General features: G+C 70.0%; 13 protein-coding genes and 1 pseudogene. 7 read left to right on the forward strand and 7 right to left on the reverse strand.

Translation table 11 applies throughout. The features are described 5' to 3' along the window. The first annotated feature begins 50 nt into the window (after positions 1-50). On the forward strand, positions 51-857 hold the full coding sequence (locus F9B98_RS04275; protein WP_150953303.1) for a DeoR/GlpR family DNA-binding transcription regulator: 807 nt from the start codon (positions 51-53) through the stop codon (positions 855-857). Here F9B98_RS04275 and F9B98_RS04280 read toward each other — a convergent pair whose 3' ends face one another. Next, on the reverse strand, positions 858-1,982 hold the full coding sequence (locus F9B98_RS04280; RefSeq protein ID WP_150953307.1) for a PQQ-dependent sugar dehydrogenase: 1,125 nt from the start codon (positions 1,980-1,982) through the stop codon (positions 858-860). Between the two features lie 269 nt (positions 1,983-2,251). Here F9B98_RS04280 and F9B98_RS04285 point away from each other — a divergent pair, with 269 nt between their 5' ends. The 3 genes from F9B98_RS04285 to F9B98_RS04295 are packed head-to-tail and all read left to right on the forward strand — an operon-like array spanning position 2,252 to position 5,548. Further along, on the forward strand, positions 2,252-2,908 hold the full coding sequence (locus F9B98_RS04285) for a hypothetical protein (protein ID WP_150953309.1): 657 nt from the start codon (positions 2,252-2,254) through the stop codon (positions 2,906-2,908). A 16-nt stretch (positions 2,909-2,924) separates the two neighbouring features. Further along, positions 2,925-4,634, forward strand: a complete 1,710-nt coding sequence (locus tag F9B98_RS04290; RefSeq protein ID WP_150953312.1) for a LamG-like jellyroll fold domain-containing protein — start codon at positions 2,925-2,927, stop codon at positions 4,632-4,634. Between the two features lie 44 nt (positions 4,635-4,678). Next, the gene (locus tag F9B98_RS04295) at positions 4,679-5,548 is read left to right on the forward strand and encodes a LamG domain-containing protein (protein WP_150953317.1); all 870 of its coding nucleotides are present in this window, start codon (positions 4,679-4,681) and stop codon (positions 5,546-5,548) included. Between the two features lie 54 nt (positions 5,549-5,602). On the opposite strand, the gene F9B98_RS04300 is transcribed toward F9B98_RS04295, so the two are convergent. The 3 genes from F9B98_RS04300 to F9B98_RS04310 all read right to left on the reverse strand — a co-directional run bounded on the left by F9B98_RS04300 (position 5,603) and on the right by F9B98_RS04310 (position 7,852). Then, positions 5,603-6,406, reverse strand: coding sequence for a DUF1206 domain-containing protein (locus tag F9B98_RS04300; protein ID WP_150953320.1), 804 nt, complete (start codon positions 6,404-6,406; stop codon positions 5,603-5,605). Positions 6,407-6,415: 9 nt separating this feature from the next. Then, on the reverse strand, positions 6,416-7,102 hold the full coding sequence (locus F9B98_RS04305) for a phosphatase PAP2 family protein (RefSeq protein WP_150953324.1): 687 nt from the start codon (positions 7,100-7,102) through the stop codon (positions 6,416-6,418). 69 nt (positions 7,103-7,171) lie between these two features. Then, positions 7,172-7,852 (reverse strand): TetR/AcrR family transcriptional regulator, encoded by a 681-nt coding sequence (locus F9B98_RS04310; protein WP_225310213.1) that lies wholly within the window; start codon positions 7,850-7,852, stop codon positions 7,172-7,174. 30 nt (positions 7,853-7,882) lie between these two features. Here F9B98_RS04310 and F9B98_RS04315 point away from each other — a divergent pair. From F9B98_RS04315 to F9B98_RS04325, 3 genes and pseudogenes are all read left to right on the forward strand, one after another. Continuing rightward, positions 7,883-9,556: pseudogene (locus F9B98_RS04315) on the forward strand (amidase); the annotation flags it as partial. 375 nt (positions 9,557-9,931) lie between these two features. After that, the gene (locus tag F9B98_RS04320) at positions 9,932-12,790 is read left to right on the forward strand and encodes an aminotransferase (protein WP_150953327.1); all 2,859 of its coding nucleotides are present in this window, start codon (positions 9,932-9,934) and stop codon (positions 12,788-12,790) included. Between the two features lie 26 nt (positions 12,791-12,816). Next, positions 12,817-13,845: an agmatine/peptidylarginine deiminase gene (locus tag F9B98_RS04325; protein WP_225310214.1), complete on the forward strand. Its 1,029-nt coding sequence runs from the start codon at positions 12,817-12,819 to the stop codon at positions 13,843-13,845. A 323-nt stretch (positions 13,846-14,168) separates the two neighbouring features. Here F9B98_RS04325 and F9B98_RS04335 read toward each other — a convergent pair whose 3' ends face one another. The 3 genes from F9B98_RS04335 to F9B98_RS04345 are packed head-to-tail and all read right to left on the reverse strand — an operon-like array spanning position 14,169 to position 18,081. Continuing rightward, positions 14,169-15,341 (reverse strand): ABC transporter ATP-binding protein, encoded by a 1,173-nt coding sequence (locus F9B98_RS04335; RefSeq protein WP_225310215.1) that lies wholly within the window; start codon positions 15,339-15,341, stop codon positions 14,169-14,171. After that, positions 15,319-17,064 carry an ABC transporter permease gene (locus F9B98_RS04340; RefSeq protein ID WP_150953330.1) on the reverse strand — a complete coding sequence of 582 codons (1,746 nt, stop codon included), beginning with the start codon at positions 17,062-17,064 and terminating at the stop codon, positions 15,319-15,321. Before F9B98_RS04340 ends, F9B98_RS04335 begins: the two co-directional genes overlap by 23 nt. 15 nt (positions 17,065-17,079) lie before the next feature. Beyond that, complete coding sequence (locus F9B98_RS04345) at positions 17,080-18,081, reverse strand: ABC transporter substrate-binding protein (RefSeq protein ID WP_225310216.1); 1,002 nt, start codon at positions 18,079-18,081, stop codon at positions 17,080-17,082. Positions 18,082-18,114: the final 33 nt, after the last annotated feature.

Consider the following 18,114-nt stretch of genomic DNA (forward strand, 5'->3'; position numbering starts at 1 on the left):
TCGCACAAATTCCGGAGACGATCCTGCGGCTCTGTGCTAGAGATGACGGCATGGACGCATCCACAGCCACGGTGAAGCGGCGCCTCCCGGCCGGGCGCAAGGCCGAGCTCGCCGCCTACGTCGCCGAGTCGGGTCAGGTGACCGTGGTCGATCTCGCCTCGCACTTCGGCGTCTCGATCGACACCGTCCGACGCGACCTGGACCAGTTGGACCGGGAGGGCATCGTCGTGCGCACGCACGGGGGAGCCGTGAGCGCGATGTCGGTGCCCGGACGCGACCGCGGGCTCGATGTGCGCCTGCAGATGCAGATCACCGAGAAAGAGCGCATCGCCGCGCTGGCCGTCGATCTCATCGAGGACGGCTCGGTGCTCATGCTCAATGCCGGAACGACGACGCTCGCCGTCGCCCGCGCTCTGCGCAACCACCGCGACCTCACGATCGCCACGAACAACCTGCGCATCCCCGCCGAGATCTCCCCCTCGGTGTTCCGCGACCTCTTCATCTTCGGCGGCGCCGTCCGCACGATCACGCAGGCGACGACGGGCCCGGTCACCCTCGCGATGAACTCCCACTCCCCCGAGGTCGACATCCGGTGCGACTACGCGCTCATCGCCGTCGGCGCCGTCGATGCCTCGGGCTTCTCCACGAGCAACCTCGGCGACGCGACGATGATGACCGAGATGATCCAGAAGGCCGACCGCACGGCGATCCTCGCCGACTCGTCGAAGCTCGATCGGCGCCTGTTCGCGCAGATCGCTCCTCTCGAGAAGGCGGACTACCTCATCACCGACGCCGCCCCCTCCCCCGACCTGGCAGCGGCTCTCGCGGAGGCGGGGGTCACCGTCGTCACCCCCTGATCACGACGCGGCCAGCTCCACACGCAGAATCCGGTCCGAGTCTCCACCGCCGCGGTCCGTGTCGCTCGTGACGAGCCAGAGGGCGCCGTCGGGCGCCAGGACCGCGTCGCGCAGCCGCCCGTACTCCCCCGCGAAGAACTCCCGCGCGGCTCCCGGATCGGCCGTCGATACCGCGCGGAGGCGTTCGCCGCGCAGGTTCGCGATCAGCACGGAGCCTTCGACCACGGCGAGACCGCTCGGACTCGCGTCCGCGGGCGCCCACTGCGCCACGGGATCCGTGTAGCGATCGTCGCCGCCGATCCCCTCGACGTCGGGCCACCCGTAATTCGCCCCCGGCTCGATCACGTTCAGCTCGTCCCATGTGTTCTGTCCGAACTCCGACGCCCACATCACGCCCTCGGCATCCCACCCGATCCCCTGGGGGTTGCGGTGGCCGAGGGTCCAGACGGGGGAGCCGGGGAACGGGTTGTCGGCGGGCACGTCGCCCTCGGCCGTGACGCGGAGGATCTTGCCGCCGAGGGAGTCGGCATCCTGGGAATTCTCCCGCTCGGCAGCGTCACCGGTCGTGACGTACAGCATGCCGTCGGGCCCGAAGGCGAGGCGCCCGCCGTTGTGCGTGCGGGCGGACGGGATGCCGGCGACCACCGTCTCCTCCGCGCCGAGGGAGTACGTGCCCGGCGCGCCTTCCAGGGGGAACCGGACGACCCGGTTGCCGTCGGAGGTCGTGGCGTAGGCGTAGAGGTGGGTGTCGTCCGTCGCGATCCCCAGCAGACCACCCTCGCCCCCGACGCGGACGTCGTCGACCTCGCCGACCACGCGCGTCTCGGTCCCGACGATCTCGAGGATTTCCCCGGTGTCGCGCTGGCTGACGAAGGCCGTGTCGCCGCGGAAGGCGACGGACCACGGGGTGGTCAGCCCCGTCGCGACGGGCTGAGGATCACCGGAGGGGAAGACGGCGGCCGCGCGCTCCGGCTCGCCCGGTGACGCCGCGGGAGCCGATGCGGACGGCGAGGGCGAACCGATCGACTCGACCTCGGGCGCACATCCCGCGAGAGCGGCCATCGACAGGGCCAGGAGGGCGCTCGCGCCGGCACGGCGCGGGTGGACGGGTGCGGTGCGGTTCATGCGGTCTCCTTCGACGGAACTCCCGGACTACCCGGCGAACCTGCGTGTCCGCCGGGGGTTGCTCGACTCGAAGGGCGATTCTCAGCCCCCGACGGGTGAACCACAGGGCGAAAGGGTAGCTCTCACCAGCCCCGACGGGTGCCCGGAGTGACGCGGATCACGCCCCTCACCCGCAGAATTCCGCGGCAATCGCCGCACGCGAGCCCGACGTCGGTCGATATACCAGACGCGTCCGTCCACCTTCGGCGGAACCCTCTCAAAGGAGCATCATGTCCGCACCCACTTCGCCGAAGCCGACCCGTCGGCGTCGGTTGGCCCTGCCGGTCGTCCTGGCCGGCAGCATCGCCTCGCTCGTCCTCGCGCTCGGGCTCTCGCCCACCGTCGCCGCGTTCACCGCGTCGATTCAGAACACCGTCGACACCGCCGGTGCCGGCGCGCTGACCATGCAGGAAGCCGATTCGAGCGGCAACGTCGTCTGCAACAGCACCGACGGATCCAGCGGCATCTCGAGCAACACCGCCACCTGCTCCACGATCAACAAGTACGGCGGGAATCTCGCCATGTACCCCGGTCAGACGGTGACGACGAACGTGACCATCAAGAACACCGGATCGATCGACGCGAAGTCGTTCACCCTGACGCCGGGCACCTGCGCGCAGTCCGCGACCAGCACGACCTACGGATCGGCGACGGACCTGTGCTCGCAGATGACCCTCGTCGTCAAGACCGGCAGCACCACGCTCTACTCGGGAACGGTCGCCGGCTTCACCGCGGCCGTGGACATCCTCAACAAGACCAGCACCACCTCGGTGGCCTCCGGCACGACGACCTCTTTCAGCTTCGCCGTCACCCTGCCGTCGACGGTCGGTCCGACCTACTCGAACCTGAAGGTCTCGCAGCCGCTGACCTGGCAGTTCACCTCCTGAGATCCCGACCGGCGCCGTGACTGAACTCCGGGAAGCCCCCGCCCATCGAGGCCGTCGCGGCGCCACCCTTCTGGCAGCGGTCGTGATCGCGCTCGTCGCGATCGCGGCCGCTGCCGCCCTTTGGATCACCGGAGCACGCCTGTTCGTCGTCGAGACGCCGAGCATGGCCGAGACCGCTCCCGTCGGCTCCCTCGTCGTGACGGAGCCGCGGACCCACTACGCCGTCGGCGATGTCGTCACCTACACGCACAACGACCGCACGATCACCCACCGCATCGTCGAGGCCGATGGAGACGTCTTCCACACCCGCGGCGATCTCAACGGAGCCGCCGACGCCTGGGACGTGCACCCCGACCAGATCGTCGGGGCCGCCGCCGTCATCCTCCCCGGCCTCGGTTTCCTGCTCAAGGCCCTGCCCTGGCTGATCCTCGGCGCCATCGTCGTCGAGGTCCTGACGCGCGTCCGCCCGCACCGTCGCACGTGGGTGTGGGCGGTGCGCCTGAACGGCTGGGCCGTGGTGACCACGGCGCTGACCCTGTGGCTCCGCCCCTGGTTCAACATGGTGCTGGTGCTGCTCGACTCCCGCGCCGACGACAGCGGTTCCGGCGCCCTCATGCACGTGGTGAACACCGGCATCCTGCCCATCCTCGTCGATACCACGCGCCTCGTCAGCGGGGAGCAGGCCACCGTGCTATCGACCCATCAGCTGGCGTCGGGCGCCTACGCGCTGACCCCGATCCCCGACCCCGACCTGCCGGCGCGGATCCTTCTCATCGTCCTGTGCCTCCTCCCTTTCCTCGGCTCGCTGCTCGTTCGCGAGCCCGATGCGGTACCGGAGGGCGGGGTGCGGGTGCGGCCCGACCGCCGTGCCCGAACGGTGCTCCTCCCGCTCGCGATCCTCACGGCGCTCGCCGTCATCGCCCTCACCTCGATCACGTCGACGCACGCGGCCTTCACCGCGTCGATCCGCAACAGCGCGGACACCGCCGGTGCGATGAATCAGAATTGCCGATTCGCCGTCACCCGAATCACCGCGGCGAACCCTTCCGATGTGTACGCGGCCTTCGCGTTGTCGGGCACCTCGACCACGTCGGAGACCGACATCTCGGGCAACGGACGCACGGGGACGTGGCGCAAGCCCCCGACGACATCGACATCGGTGGGCTGCCGCCACGATACGCCGGCGCAGTCCGTCACCTTCGACGGGTCGCAGTGCCTCTATGTCCCGGGTCTCGTGAACGACCCGAACACGTTCTCCCTCGAAGCGTGGTTCTCGACCACGACGGCGCCGAACGGCAAGATCGTCGGGTTCGGCACCTCGCCCGCTCCCGAGCAGGAGGATCACTGGGACCGGCACATCTACATCGACTCAGCGGGACGCCTCGTCTACGGCAACTTCCCCGACCAGTTCGCGCTCATTTCGACCCCCGCGGGCAAGAACTACGCGGACGGCGCGTGGCACGCGGTGGTCGGCACGCTGTCGAGCTCCGGCATGCGGTTCTACGTCGACGGCACCCTCGTCGGAACCGACAACACGATCCGCGGCCAGACGTACGACGGCTACTGGAAATTCGGATGCGGAAAGACGGACTTCTGGATGGGTCAGACGACGCCGTCGAACACAGCCCCGGCCTTCTTCACCGGCCAGATCCAGTACGGCACGATCTACACCCGCGTTCTCACCGCGACCGAGGTGAAGAACCACTGGTTGTCGGGCACGTGGTGACGCGTCGTTCGAGCCGCGCCGGCCCGGTCGTGTCGACAAACGGGGTGCGAGCGGCGTCGGACCGTCGCCCCTGGTCGACCCTTCTCCTCGTCGTCCTGACCACGCTCGCGGTCGTCGCGCTCCCCTCGACGACCCCGACGCAGGCGACCTTCACGGCGACGATCGCCAACGGGACCGTTACCGCGGGGGCCCTGGCCCAGAACTGCCGCTTCGCCGTCACGCGCATCGCCGCGACCGACCCCGCCGACCTCTTCGCGGCGTACGCGATCTCGGGGACATCCGCCGCATCCGAAGCGGACATCTCGGGCAACGGTCGCGAGGGGATCTGGCGGAACCCCCCGACCACCTCGACCTCGGTGGCCTGCGCGCACGACACCCCGCTGCGGTCCGTGGTGTTCGACGGCGCGCAGTGCCTCTCCGCGCCCGAGCGCATCCGCGCGCCCGACACGTTCTCGATCGAGACGTGGTTCTCCACCACGACGGCGCCGAACGGCCGGATCGTGGGCTTCGGCGACGACCTGGATCCCGCTCGAGAGGGCGGCTACGACCGACACATCTACATGGACGCGTCCGGGCGCCTCTACTTCGGTATCTCAGACGGTGGTTTCGTGGTCATCGCGACCCCCTCGGGAACGAGTTACGCCGACGGCACATGGCACGCGGTGGTCGGCACGCTCTCAAGCCAGGGGATGCGCTTCTACGTCGACGGCGCGCTGGTGGGAACGAGAGGCGACACCACCGCCGCAGGCTACAACGGGTACTGGAAGTTCGGCTGCGGAAAGACCCGCTATTGGCCGAACACGCCGAGCGACGCCCCGCAGTTCTTCACCGGTCGCCTGCAATACGGCGCCGTCTACGACCGCGCGCTCACCGCCACCGAGGTGGAGGACCATTGGTCGTCCGCCGCCTGGTGAGACGAGCGCGCGTCACGACGCACCCCGTGCGGCGGTACCCGGCGTGAGCGGCCGTCACATCCGGGCGTAGCGCGCCCGGGCGAAGCAGAAGAGTCCGTAGACGACGAGCCCCGCACCCACGAGCCACAACACGATCTGACCGAAGGGCAGACGCGCGAGCGAGCGCAGCGCCGAGTCGATGCCGCCGGCTGCGCTGGGGTCATGCGCGAAGGCCGCGACGATGAACAGCACGCCCGCGACTCCCACCGCGATTCCCTTCGCGATGTACCCGATCATCCCGAACGTGCGGATGCCCCGTCCCGTCGTCCCGCCCGGGCTCGAGATGTTCCTCATGAAGGCCTTCGTGATGCCGCGGACGACGAAGGCGACGCCGATCACCGCCACCGCGAGACCGACGACGACCAGCAGCACGATCCCCCCGGGAAGGGCGAGCAGCTGTGCGCTCAGGGTGCGCGACGACTCCGAGGAGTCGGAGTGTCCTCCTCGGACGATCGTGAACGCGGTGACGGCGATCGCCCCGTAGGCGACGGCGGTTCCCACGTACTTCGCCCGGTGCGCCCAGCGCTTCTTCTCGTCGGGGTCGCGTTCGGCGACGGCATCCGCGATCTGCCAGACGGCGAGGGCGATGAGCCCCACGATGATGACCCAGAGCAGCACCATGCCCGCCGGGGCCTCGGCCACCTGCTGCAGGGCGCCACTCTGGTCGGCGCTGTCGCCGCCGCTGCCGGTCGCGATGGACACCGCGATCACCCCGATCAGCAGGTGGAGCAGTCCCAGGACCACGTACCCCACGCGCGCGGCGGCGCGGAAGGCGGTCGAGTCCTGGGCTTTGTCGGCGGCGATGGAAGCGCTGGTCATCGGGGAACCCTAGCGCTCGGCCGACGCGGCGACCAGGCGTTGCGCTCGGCGGGCGCGCCACACTTCGATGAATGCCCAGACGAGGGTCGCGACCGCCACGCCCTCGAGAAAGCCCGCCGTGACGTCGCTCAACCAGTGGGCGTGCAGGTAGGTGCGGCTCCACATCATGAGCAGCACCCAGACGGCGCCCGCCGCCCAGATCCAGCCGCGGCGCAGGATCAGCGCGAGGGTCACCGCGATGGTGGTCGCCACGGCGGTGTGCCCGGAGGGGAACGAGGTCGCCTGGGTCTCGGCGAGCGAATCCATCGGGCGGGCTCGGGCGATGACAGCCGCGAGCGGCGCCCCGATGAGGACGACGAGGGCGATGGATGCCGCGACGTTCAGGGCGTCCCACGGTCTCTTGACCAGCAGGAAGACGATGGTGGTGGAGATGCCGATGACGATCATGCCGACGGTGCCGCCCACGGTCGCCGGGATCCACGCCACGATGACCGCGACCGGGTCGGCGAGCGCGGCCATGGCGTCGTCCCACCACTGATCGAACGCCAGCGGAGCGCCCCCGTCGAGGTCGACGGCGAGACGCAGCACGACGAAGAGCACGGTCGCGACGACTCCGGCGATCAGCGCGATCGGGCGTCTCGCGTCGGTCCGCGGTCGGTCGGGCAGGATCGCGGGCTCGTCGGTGGTGGCATCCATTCGGGAATCGTCCCAGGTCGCGCGCGCCACGAGGGAGGACTTGCCCCGAGGCCGGAAGGAGGTTCGGCGTCAGCGGGGCCGTGCCGAGGCGATGAGCATGTCGAGCCCCAGCTCGAAGGCGCGGGTGGCCACGGGGTCGTCGGGGTTTTCGTCGCCCAGCGTCTCGAAGGCCGCCGCGAAGCGCGGGAACGCTTCCTCCTGTCCCGTCGGATCGAACACGACGGGCGGTCCGGACATGTCGAGGACGCTGCCGAGGATGAACGACTCGAAGGCGGTCAGCAGCGGGATCACCTCGCGCGGCGTCCACCCGGCCCTCTCCGCCGCGGCCGCGAAGTCCTCGTACTGCGCCAGGAGCACCGGCGCCGAGGCGCGCTCGGTCATCAGAAGGGGCACCACCCGCGCGTGGACGGCGAAGGCTCGGCGGTACGAGCGCGCCCAGGCGCGTAGCGCGTCCTCCCAGGGCAGCTCTCGCAGGGGAGCGGAGTCGATGTGCGCCGAGACGAGCGCGCGCACGTCCTCGACCATCGCGGCACGGTTCGGAACGTGGTTGTACAGCGACGCCGGATTGACGCCCAGGCGCGCGGCGACGCGGCGCACGCTCGCGCCGTCGGGACCGTGCCGGTCGACCAGAGCGAGTGCCGTCCGGGCGATCAGGTCGCGGCTGAGCAGCGGTGTGTGCGGTCTGGCGATGGCGGTCTCCCCGGGTCGGTGCGAGCCTACGCGCGCGGGCCGCGGAATCCACTCTCGCACACGTAAAACAAACGGTGTATGTTTACCGCCATGATCCCCGAGGCCTTCACCGTCGTCGACGCCGACGTCTCCGCTCTGCGCGCCGCCCTCGACTCCGGCACCGTCACGAGCGTCGAGCTCGTGGCCCGCTACCTCAACCGCATCGCGGCCTACGACCGATCCGGCATCCGCCTCAACGCCGTCCCCGTGCTGAACCCGCGCGTCTTCGCCGAGGCCCGTGACGCCGACCGGCGCCGCGCACGGGGCGAGGTGCGGGGGCCGCTCGACGGCATCCCGTTCACCGCGAAAGACAGCTACCGCGTCAGCGGGCTCACCGTCGCCTCGGGCTCGCCCGCGTTCGCCGAGCTCGTCGCCGGCGACGACGCCTTCGCCGTCGAGCGACTGCGCGCAGCCGGGGCGGTGGTCCTCGGCCTGACGAACATGCCCCCGATGGCCGCCGGCGGCATGCAGCGCGGGGTTTACGGCCGCGCCGAATCGCCCTACAACGGCGACTTCCTCTCTTCCGCCTTCGGGTCGGGGTCGTCCAACGGCTCGGGCACCGCCACCGCGGCCAGCTTCGCCGCGTTCGGCCTCGGCGAGGAGACGTGGTCGTCGGGTCGCGCCCCCGCCTCGCACAACGCGCTCGTGGCCTACACGCCCTCGCGCGGCGTGATCTCGGTGCGCGGCAACTGGCCGCTCGTGCCGACCATGGACGTGGTCGTGCCGCACACCCGTTCCACGGACGACCTGCGCGTCGTGCTCGACGTCATCGTCGCCGACGACCCGGTGACCGACGGCGACCTCTGGCGCTCCCAGCCGTGGATCGAGCTGCCGCGCCCCTCCGAGGTGCGCCCCGACTCCTTCGCCGAGCTCGAACCGCTCCCTCTGGAGGGGGTGCGTCTCGCCGTGCCGCGCATCTACGTCAACGGCGACCCCGACAACGCCTCCCCCATCGTCACGCGCGACAGCATCATGCGCCTGTGGACCGACATGCGAGCCGACCTCGAGGCCGCGGGCGCCGAGGTCTTCGAGACCGACTTCCCCGTCGTCGACCGGTACGAGAAACTGCACCCCGGCGACGAGGACTTCCTCGACCGCGGCTTCGTGACCCGCGAATTCCTCGACGACGAGGTGGGAGACCTCGCGGTGTGGGCGATGGATGCCTTCCTCCGCCACAACGGCGACCTGGCTCTGAACCGCCTCGCCGACGTCGAGGCCGACCGCATCTTCCCCCACCCCCCGGGCGCCCTCCCCGACCGGTACGGCATCTGGCACTACGACATCTCCTACGACATCGGCGCGTACGTGACGCGCGCGCAGGAGTGGGAGCCCGACTGGCGCGACGTGCCCAGCCTCGAGGCGGGGCTGCGCGGGCTGGAGCACACGCGACGCGTCGATTTCGAGGAGTGGATGGATGCCGCCGGCTTCGACGCCGTGATCTTCCCCACGCAGTCCGACGTGGGTCCCGCCGACGCCGACGTGAACCCCGCATCGGCCGACGTCGCGTGGCGCAACGGCGTGTGGGTGTCCAACGGCAATCTCGTCCCCCGCCACCTCGGCATCCCGACCGTCACCGTCCCGATGGGGACGATGGACGACACCGGGATGCCGGTGGGCCTGACCATCGCCGGCCCGGCGTACAGCGACACCCGGCTCGTGCAGCTGGGTTCGGCCGTGACCGCCCTCGGCGAGCGCCGCACGACGCCGCCCCGCACCCCGGCCCTTCCGGACGAGACCGTCTTCGCCGAGGCGCGCCCGGTCGGTGCGGGCGAGCTGAGGGTGGTCGTCGACACCGTCGAGACCGAGATCGAGGGCGACGAGACCGTGGTGCGGTTCACTGCGACGCTCTCCGGCGGGACCGCGCACGACCACGCCGCGTACGTCGACGGCATGCGCGTCGAGACGATCCTCGACGGTGACCGCCTCAGCGCCGCGGCGCGCGTGGCGACCGCGGCCCACCGAGACGCGGCGAGCCCGTGGATCGCCCCGTACGGCCCCCTCGTCGTCGTGGTCGTCCGCGACGAGGCCGGTGCCGTCGCCGGCGACGTCGCCACCACTGACGCGTCCCCCTTCTGACACCCGAGTCCCCGAGGAACACCCATGACCGAGGTCTTCGACTACTTCACGCAGGTCGACCTGCCCACCCCGACCCTCGGCGACGACGAGGTGCGCCGCCTGTTCGGCGAGACCTTCGGCGTCGCAGTCGAGCTGCGCGCCCTCGGCAGCCAGCAGGACCAGAACTTCCGCGTGTTCCCCGAGGGCTCGAACGAGCCGCTCGGCGTGCTGAAGCTCAGCAATCCGGTGTTCAGCGAGGCCGAGATCGAGATGCAGGATGCCGCGGCCGCCGCCGTCGCCGCCCGCAGCCCGCACCTGCGCATCCCGAAGCTCGTCGCGGGCCCCCGCGGCGAGATGTCGACGTGGTGGGAGTCGTCGCAGGGCCGCATCCACGCCCGCGTGATCGAGAACATCTCCGGCCGCACCCTGAATGGCTCGGGCTATCTCTCCCCCGCCGTCGTCGCGGCGATGGGCGCCTTGTCGGGAGCGGTGAGTAGCGCCCTCGCCGACTTCACCCACCCCGCGAGCGGCCGCGTGCTGCAGTGGGACCTCCGCCACGCGGGCCGCGTGATCGACACGCTGCTGCCCGCGGAGCCCGATGCCGAGGTGCGCGCGATCGTGCAGCGCGCCTCGGACGCCGCCCGCACCGCCCTCGCACCCGTGCACGAGACCCTGCCGGTCCAAGCCGGCCACTTCGACGTGACCGACGACAACGTGCTGCGCGCCGACGGGTCCCTCGTCCCCGACGCCATCATCGACTTCGGCGACGTGTGCTCCTCGTGGCGGGTCGGCGAGATCGCCACCACCGTGTCGTCGGTGCTGCACCACGACGGCGCCTCCCCCGAGTCGGCCCTGCCCGCCATCCGGGCCTTCGACGACCTGCGGCACCTCACCGACGACGAGATCACCGCGCTCTGGCCGCTCGTCATCCTGCGCGGCGCCGTGCTCGTGCTCAGCGGTCGCGCACAGGTGCGCCTCGACGAGGACAACGCCTACGCCACCGACGGACTCGACCGCGAGTTCCGCATCCTCGTGCAGGCGGCATCCGTTCCCCTCCCTGTGATCACCGCCGCCACGCGAGCTGCCCTCGGCCGCCCCGCCACGGATGAGCCCGCGTGGACGGCCGCCCCCGTGCTGACCGCGACCGGTCATGTCGAGCTCGACGCCTCGACCGAGTCACCGCTGAACGATGCCGGGGCGTGGCTCGACGCCGCCACCCTCGACGCCGCCGCCCTCGACGCGCTCGACGCCGGCGCCGCGACGGTGACCGTCCCGGCCTGGCGGGCCCGGCTCGCGGGGACGACCGACCCGCTGCCCTCGACCGCCGCGTCCATCCCCACCGGGGTGGCCGTGTGGCTCGCGGAGCCGACGCCGCTCGCTCCCGGCGAGACGCACCGCTCGGGCGACGATCTGGTGTGGACCTCGGGCCGCGACTCCGTGACGATCACGGGTCCCGTCGATCCGGCATCCGGTGTTCTGCCCGCCCGCACCCCCTTGGTGGTGCGACGGGGCATCGACGGGGCGACTCCGCCGATGCGCGCCACGCCCGCCCTCGCCGCGGCCTGGCGCGAGGTGGCCGGAGACCCGGGTGCGGCTCTCGGCGTGCCCGCGGCGGCGCCGATCGACGACGACGTGCTCGAGCGTCGCCACGAGGTGCTCGCCGAGGTGCAGGAGCACTATTACGCCGCTCCCCCGCGCATCGAGCGCGGATGGCGCGAGCACCTGATCGATGTGAACGGCCGCGTCTACCTCGACATGGTCAACAACGTCGCCTCGGTGGGACACGCCCACCCGCACGTCGTCGCGGCGGGGTCGCGGCAGATGAACCTGCTGAACACCAACTCGCGGTTCCACTACCGCGCGATCACCGACTACGCCGACCGGATCGCGGCGACCCTTCCCGAGGGCTTCGACACGGTGTTCTTCGTCAACTCCGGCTCCGAGGCCACCGACCTCGCGATCCGCCTGGCGATGGCCGCGACCGGTCGCCCCGACATCGTCGCGATGCGCGAGGCGTACCACGGCTGGACCTACGCCAGCGATGCGGTGTCGACCTCGATCGCGGACAATCCGAACGCGCTCGCCACCCGGCCCGACTGGGTGCACACCGTCGACGCGGCCAACTCCTTCCGCGGGAAGTACCGGGGGACGGATGCCGGGAACTATGCGCCCGAAGCCGTCGCGGTGATCGACGAGCTCGCGGCATCCGGTCGTCCTCCGGCGGGCATGATCGCCGAGACGTACTTCGGCAACGCGGGCGGGGTGGCTTTGCCCGACGGCTACCTCACCGCGGTGTACGCCGCGATCCGCCGCCACGGGGGTCTTGCGATCGCCGACGAGGTGCAGGTCGGCTACGGCCGGCTCGGCGAGTGGTTCTGGGGCTTTCAGCAGCAGGGCGCCGTGCCCGACATCGTCGCCGTCGCCAAGTCGATCGGTGGCGGGCAGCCCGTCGGAGCCGTCATCACGCGCCGCGAGGTCGCCGACCGTTACCGCGCCGGCGGCTACTTCTTCTCATCCACCGGCGGCTCCCCCGTCTCCGCGGCCATCGGCATGGCCGTGCTCGACGTCATCGAGCAGGAGGGTCTGCAAGAAAACGCGCGGGTCGTCGGCGGGCACCTCAAGCGGCACCTCGAGGAACTCGGCGACAGGCACGAGATCATCGGCACCGTGCACGGTTCGGGGCTGTACCTCGGCGTGGAGTTCGTCCGCGACCGAGAGACCCTCGAACCCGCGACCGCCGAGACCGCCGCGATCTGCGACCGTCTGCTCGAGCTCGGCGTGATCATGCAACCGACCGGCGATTTCCAGAACGTCCTCAAGATCAAGCCGCCGCTGGTGATCACGCGCGCCTCGGTCGACGTGTTCGTCGACGCCCTCGACCGCGTCCTGACGACCGGTTTCTGACCCACCCGCCCGAGAAGGAGCACACCATGTGGCGCATGCCCGCCGAATCCACCCCGCACGAGCGCACATGGATGGCGTTCCCGCGCGAAGGCCTGACGCTCGGCGAGGGAGCGGAGTACCGCGAACAGGGGTATCAGGCCTGGACCGACGTCGCCCACGCGGTTGAGGAGTTCGAACCGGTGACCATGGTCGTCGACCCCACCGAGGTGACCCGGGCCCGCCGCATGCTCTCCTCCGCCATCGAGATCGTCGAAGCGCCCCTCGACGAGTTCTGGATGCGCGATATGGGGCCCACCTTCGTCACCGACCCCGACCGCCCGGGGACCCTCGGCGCCGTCGACTGGATCTTCAACGGGTGGGGAGCTCCCGACTGGGCCGAATGGCAGAAGTCCGCCGGCATCGCCCGCGTCGTCGCGGAACACCTGGGGGCCGAGCGCATCGACTCGCTCCTGGTGGCCGAAGGGGGCGGCCTGCACGTCGATGGCACCGGCACGGTCCTGCTCACCGAGACCGTGCAGCTCGACCCGCGCCGCAACCCCTTCGCCGACCGCGCGCGCGTCGAGGCCGAGATGGCCCGGACGATCGGAGCGACGGATGCCATCTGGCTCTCGCGCGGCCTGAGCCGCGATTACGACGACTTCGGCACCAACGGGCACGTCGACATCGTGGCCACCTTCGCCTCGCCCGAACACGTGCTCATCCACGAGCAGACGAACCCCGCCCACCCCGACTTCGAGGTGTCGGAGCTCGTGCGGCGCGAACTCGAAGCCGCGTTCGCCGAGCGGGGCCGCAGCGTCGCGATCAGCGGCATCCCGGCCCCGTCCGCTCTGCGTGACGACGAGGGATGGCTCGACTGGAGCTACATCAACCACCTCGTCACCAACGACGGCGTCGTGCTGTGCGGATTCGGAGACGCCGCAGCCGACGCGCGCGCCCGCGAGATCGTCGCCGACGCCTACCCGGGGCGACGCGTGGTCATGGTCGACGCCCGACCCATCTTCGACCGCGGCGGTGGCATCCACTGCATCACGCAGCAGCAGCCGCGGGTCGACTGAGACCAGCCGCGCGAGGAACGGATCCTCGGCGTTTTCCGCAGCGTCGATGAGGCGGGCGGTTCGCCCACGCCGGCGATGACGACGCTCCCCGTGAGCCGCCACGATCACCGTCCATGCGACTCGGACGGCGCCGTCACCACCGCCGAGGTCAACGCGGCCTCGAAGGGCTGACCCCGCGCGAGGTCCTCTCGAGCCCGCAGCACGAGAGGACGCGGGCTTTCCTGTCGAAGGTGTTGTAGCGGGAACGACGACGCGCTTCCGACGCGCACGGAGGGGGCGGGCCGAATCGTCGGCTCGCCCCCCTCAGCGATGCGTTCGTCGCGTCAGACGGAACGATCCGACCCCTTGGGGAGGAGCCACCCGCGGTCGGATGCGATGCTCACCCGCACGAAGTCCATGGGTCGCAGGATCTCGTCGACGGCGGGATCCGACACCGAAGCGATGATGCTGCCCGATTCGGTTTCGATCTCGTACTCGACGCTGTCGCCGTGGAAGATCGTGTTCAGCACCCGACCCACGTCGCCGTTGATCTCCGACGCGGACACTCGTGCGGACAGCCGCACCGATTCGGGACGGATCATCAGCAGCACGTCGCTGTCGAGGCCGACGTCGGGATGGCAGGCGGTGTCCAGCTCCTGCCCGAGGGCGACCACGCGCGTGCGGCCGTCGCGAGGGGCGCTCAGGACCGTGGCATCGAGGAAGGTGGCCCGCCCGATGAAGTCGGCGACGAACACGGATGCCGGTCGGCGGTACACCATGTCGGGGGTATCGATCTGCTCGATGCGCCCGCGGTTCATGACGACGACGCGGTCCGACAGTGTCATCGCCTCGTCCTGATCGTGCGTGACGAAGATGCTCGTGATCCCCAGGCGACGCTGCAGACGGCGGATCTCGTTGCGCATCAGCACGCGCAGCTTCGCGTCGAGGTTCGACAGCGGCTCATCGAAGAGGAGCACCTTCGGACGCATCACGAGCGCGCGTGCGAGAGCGACGCGCTGCTGCTGACCGCCCGAGAGCTGGTGAGGGGCGCGGTCGGCGTAGTTCATGAGGTTCATGATCGTCAGCACGGTGTCCACCTCCTCTTTCAGACGGGTCGCGGGCATGCGCTTGAGTTTGAGTCCGTACGCCACGTTCTCGCGCACGCTCAGGTGAGGGAACAGGGCGTAGGACTGGAAGACCATCGACATGGGACGGTGATTCGGTGCGACGCGGATCATGTCCGCGCCATCGAGCTCCAGCGACCCCGAGGTGGGCTCCTCGAAACCGGCGATCATACGCAGGGTCGACGTCTTACCGCAGCCCGACGGTCCGAGCAGGGTGATCAGCTCACCCGGCTCGATCTCGAGGCTGATCGCGTCGACAGCGGGTGCGTCGTCTTTCGACGCACCGTACCGCTTGGTCAGGTCGGTCAGGACGATGCGTCCGGATGCCGCGGGGTCCAGGCCCACGGCGGCAGCCAGAGCATCGGTGTCGTCAACGACTGTGTGTGCGACCACGGAAGATCACCTTTCGAACGAGGAAGTTGATGAGGAGGATGAGCGCCAGCACGATGACGATGAGCACCGTGCAGTAGGCGAACGCGTTGCCGAAGCGACCCGAGTCGACCTCGGCGAGGATCTGCGACGTCATGATCTTCAGACCCGGGGTCGTCAGGAACACGATGGGCGACAGGGTGGTCATCGATCGCGCGAACGCGAACGTCAGACCGGTCAGGAGCGCCGACTGGATAAGCGGAAGTGTCACCGTGCGGAACGTCGTGCCCGACCCTGCCCCGAGGGATGTGGAGGCCTCCTCGATGGCCGGATCGATCTGGCTGAGCGCCGAGATGCCCGCGCGCTGACCCGACGGCAGTGACCGCACGATGTAGACCATCACGATCGCGACCCCGCCGGCGAAGGCAGCCCCACCACCGGCGAGCGCCGGCAGGATCTGGACGCCGAAGACCGTGGTCGGTGTGAGATAGCAGAGGGCGTACCCGATGCCGAGCACGGTCCCCGGCACCGCGAGCCCCAGCATGCCGACGAAGTCCAGCAGACCCGCCGTGCGCTTGAGTTTGCGCACCACCAACCAGGCGATGAGCATCCCCAGGACGCCGGCGATGGGGGCGGCGATGAGCGCGAGCGTCGCGGTGTCGGTCATCGCTTTGGAGCCGATGCCCGTCAGCACGAAGGTGAAGTGGTCCAGCGTGAACTCGTTGTTCACCCCGGGGACTTTCACGAACCCTCCGAGCAGCACCGTCAGGTAGATGGTGATGATGAGTGCGCTGATGCCGAAGACCAGCGCGAGCACCGGAACGCGCACGCTCGACGCCGTGATGAGCTCGCTGTGGCCCGTGGGCTTGCCCGTCACCGTGACCACGCTGCGCTTCGACATCCAATACCGCTGGACGAGGAACACCAGCAGCGCGGGGACGAGGATGGTCAGCGCGTACGCCGCACCGGCTCCCGTGTCGAAGTCGCCCGTCACGGCGAGATAGGCGCGGGTGGACAGCACGGTGTAATCGCCGCCCAGGACCAGGGGGTTCGCCAGGTCGGCGATTCCTTCGACGAACAGCAGCAGGAAGGACCCGGCGAAGCCCGGTGCCAGCATCGGGATGGTCACCGAGAAGAAGACCCGGAGTTTGCTCGCCCCGAGGCCCGCCGCCGCTTCATCGAGGCTCGGGTCGAGGCTCTGCAGCATCCCCCGGAAGTTCATGTAGGCCACGGGGAAGAACGACAGCGACAGCACCAGGACGAGCCCGGGCAGCCCGTAGATGTCACCCTTTATCCCGAACAGGCCCGCGCTGATCGCTCCGTTACGCCCGAAGAGGGTGATGACGGCCGTGGCGACGGCGAACGGGGGCGCCACGATGGGCACCATGGCGAGAAGATGCAGCGCCCGCTTGCCGCGGAAGGCGAGGCGTACCTGGGCGTAGGCGAAGAGGAACCCGATCAGGGTGCCCACGACGCCGACGATCAGCCCGAGGACGACCGTGTTGACCACGATGCGCTGGTTGACGGGGTCGGTGGCGAGGCGACCCAGCACCGCCAGGCCGTTCGGACCGACCGCCGCGGTGATGAGCGTACCGACGGGGTAGCAGATGAGCAGGAGGAGAATCGCTGCCACGACCACCGCGATGGCGATGACCGGTCGGTCGGCGCGTCCGCGGCGGCGCGAGCGGGGAGGGGCTGCGGCGGACGTGGTGTGCGCGCCCACCGCAGCGTCGAGAGATGTCGTCATGTCGGTGCCGGGCCTCTACTCCTTCGGAGCGGGGGCCACCTCCGCGTCGAAACGCTGCGTCAACTGGTTGCGCGCCTCACCGGCCGCCTCGATGTCGAAGTGCAGCAGGTTCAGCTTCGACAGATCCACCATGTCGTCGGTGATCGTCGCGTCCGGGTTCGTGGGCACGCTGTAGCTTCCGACCGTCGCGGCGAGATCCTGCGCCTCGGCCGTCAGAGTCCAGTCGATGAACGCCTTGGCTCCCTCGGGGTTACGAGCGTTCTTGATCAGCGACACGGCGCCGACCTCGTACCCGGCCCCCTCCTTCGGGAAGGTGGTGGTGAGGTTGGTGAAACCTTCATTGATGAACTTCTGGCAGTCCTGAGCGAAGATGATCCCCGTCGCGACCTCGCCTCGCCCGGCCATCTGACCGGGAGCGCTGCCGCTCTTGCTGTACTGCAGGATGTTCGAGTGCAGCTTGCGGAAGTATCCGAGGGCTTCGTCCTGGTCGCCGCCGTCCAGGTCGACCTGCGACCAGAGCGCCGCGTAGGCGGTTCCCGAGGTGCCCGGGTGGGCCATCGCGATGTTGCTGCGGAACTTCGGGTCGAGGAGGTCCGCCCACGACGCGGGAGCGGACGCACCGATCTCCTTCAGGATGTCGGTGTTGGAGCAGAAGCTCAGTGCACCCACGTACACACCGGTCCAGAGACCGTCGGGGTCCTTGTACTCGGCGGGGATGGCGTCGGCGTTCGGGGAGTCGTACGCCTCGATGAAACCGGCCTGCTCTGCGGCGAGGTGCCCTTCGGCTCCCCCTCCGAACCAGGCGTCGAATTCGGGGGTGTCACCGGTCGCCGTCAGGCGGGCGACAGCCTCGCCGCCGCTGAGTCGGACGTAATTGGCGGCGTAACCGGTTGCGGCGGTGAACTGGGCCGCAACGACCTGGCACCAGTCTTCCTGCGGGCTGCAGATGAAGGTGACGGGGTCTTTGCCGCTGCCGTCACCGCCCGCGGACGTCGCGCAGCCGGAGAGAGCGAGCATGCCGACAGCCGCTGTGGCGGCGGCTGCGTAGAT

It is taken from the genome of Microbacterium testaceum StLB037 (genome assembly GCF_008763945.1).
Taxonomy (GTDB): Bacteria; Actinomycetota; Actinomycetes; order Actinomycetales; family Microbacteriaceae; genus Microbacterium; species Microbacterium testaceum_G.

Coding starts and splice junctions, on each gene's coding strand:
- F9B98_RS04275 (WP_150953303.1), top strand. CDS start 51: ATGGACGCATCCACAGCCACGGTGAAGCGGCGCCTCCCGGCCGGGCGC.
- F9B98_RS04280 (WP_150953307.1), bottom strand. CDS start 1,982: ATGAACCGCACCGCACCCGTCCACCCGCGCCGTGCCGGCGCGAGCGCC.
- F9B98_RS04285 (WP_150953309.1), top strand. CDS start 2,252: ATGTCCGCACCCACTTCGCCGAAGCCGACCCGTCGGCGTCGGTTGGCC.
- F9B98_RS04300 (WP_150953320.1), bottom strand. CDS start 6,406: ATGACCAGCGCTTCCATCGCCGCCGACAAAGCCCAGGACTCGACCGCC.
- F9B98_RS04305 (WP_150953324.1), bottom strand. CDS start 7,102: ATGGATGCCACCACCGACGAGCCCGCGATCCTGCCCGACCGACCGCGG.
- F9B98_RS04320 (WP_150953327.1), top strand. CDS start 9,932: ATGACCGAGGTCTTCGACTACTTCACGCAGGTCGACCTGCCCACCCCG.
- F9B98_RS04325 (WP_225310214.1), top strand. CDS start 12,817: ATGTGGCGCATGCCCGCCGAATCCACCCCGCACGAGCGCACATGGATG.
- F9B98_RS04340 (WP_150953330.1), bottom strand. CDS start 17,064: ATGACGACATCTCTCGACGCTGCGGTGGGCGCGCACACCACGTCCGCC.
- F9B98_RS04345 (WP_225310216.1), bottom strand. CDS start 18,081: ATGCTCGCTCTCTCCGGCTGCGCGACGTCCGCGGGCGGTGACGGCAGC.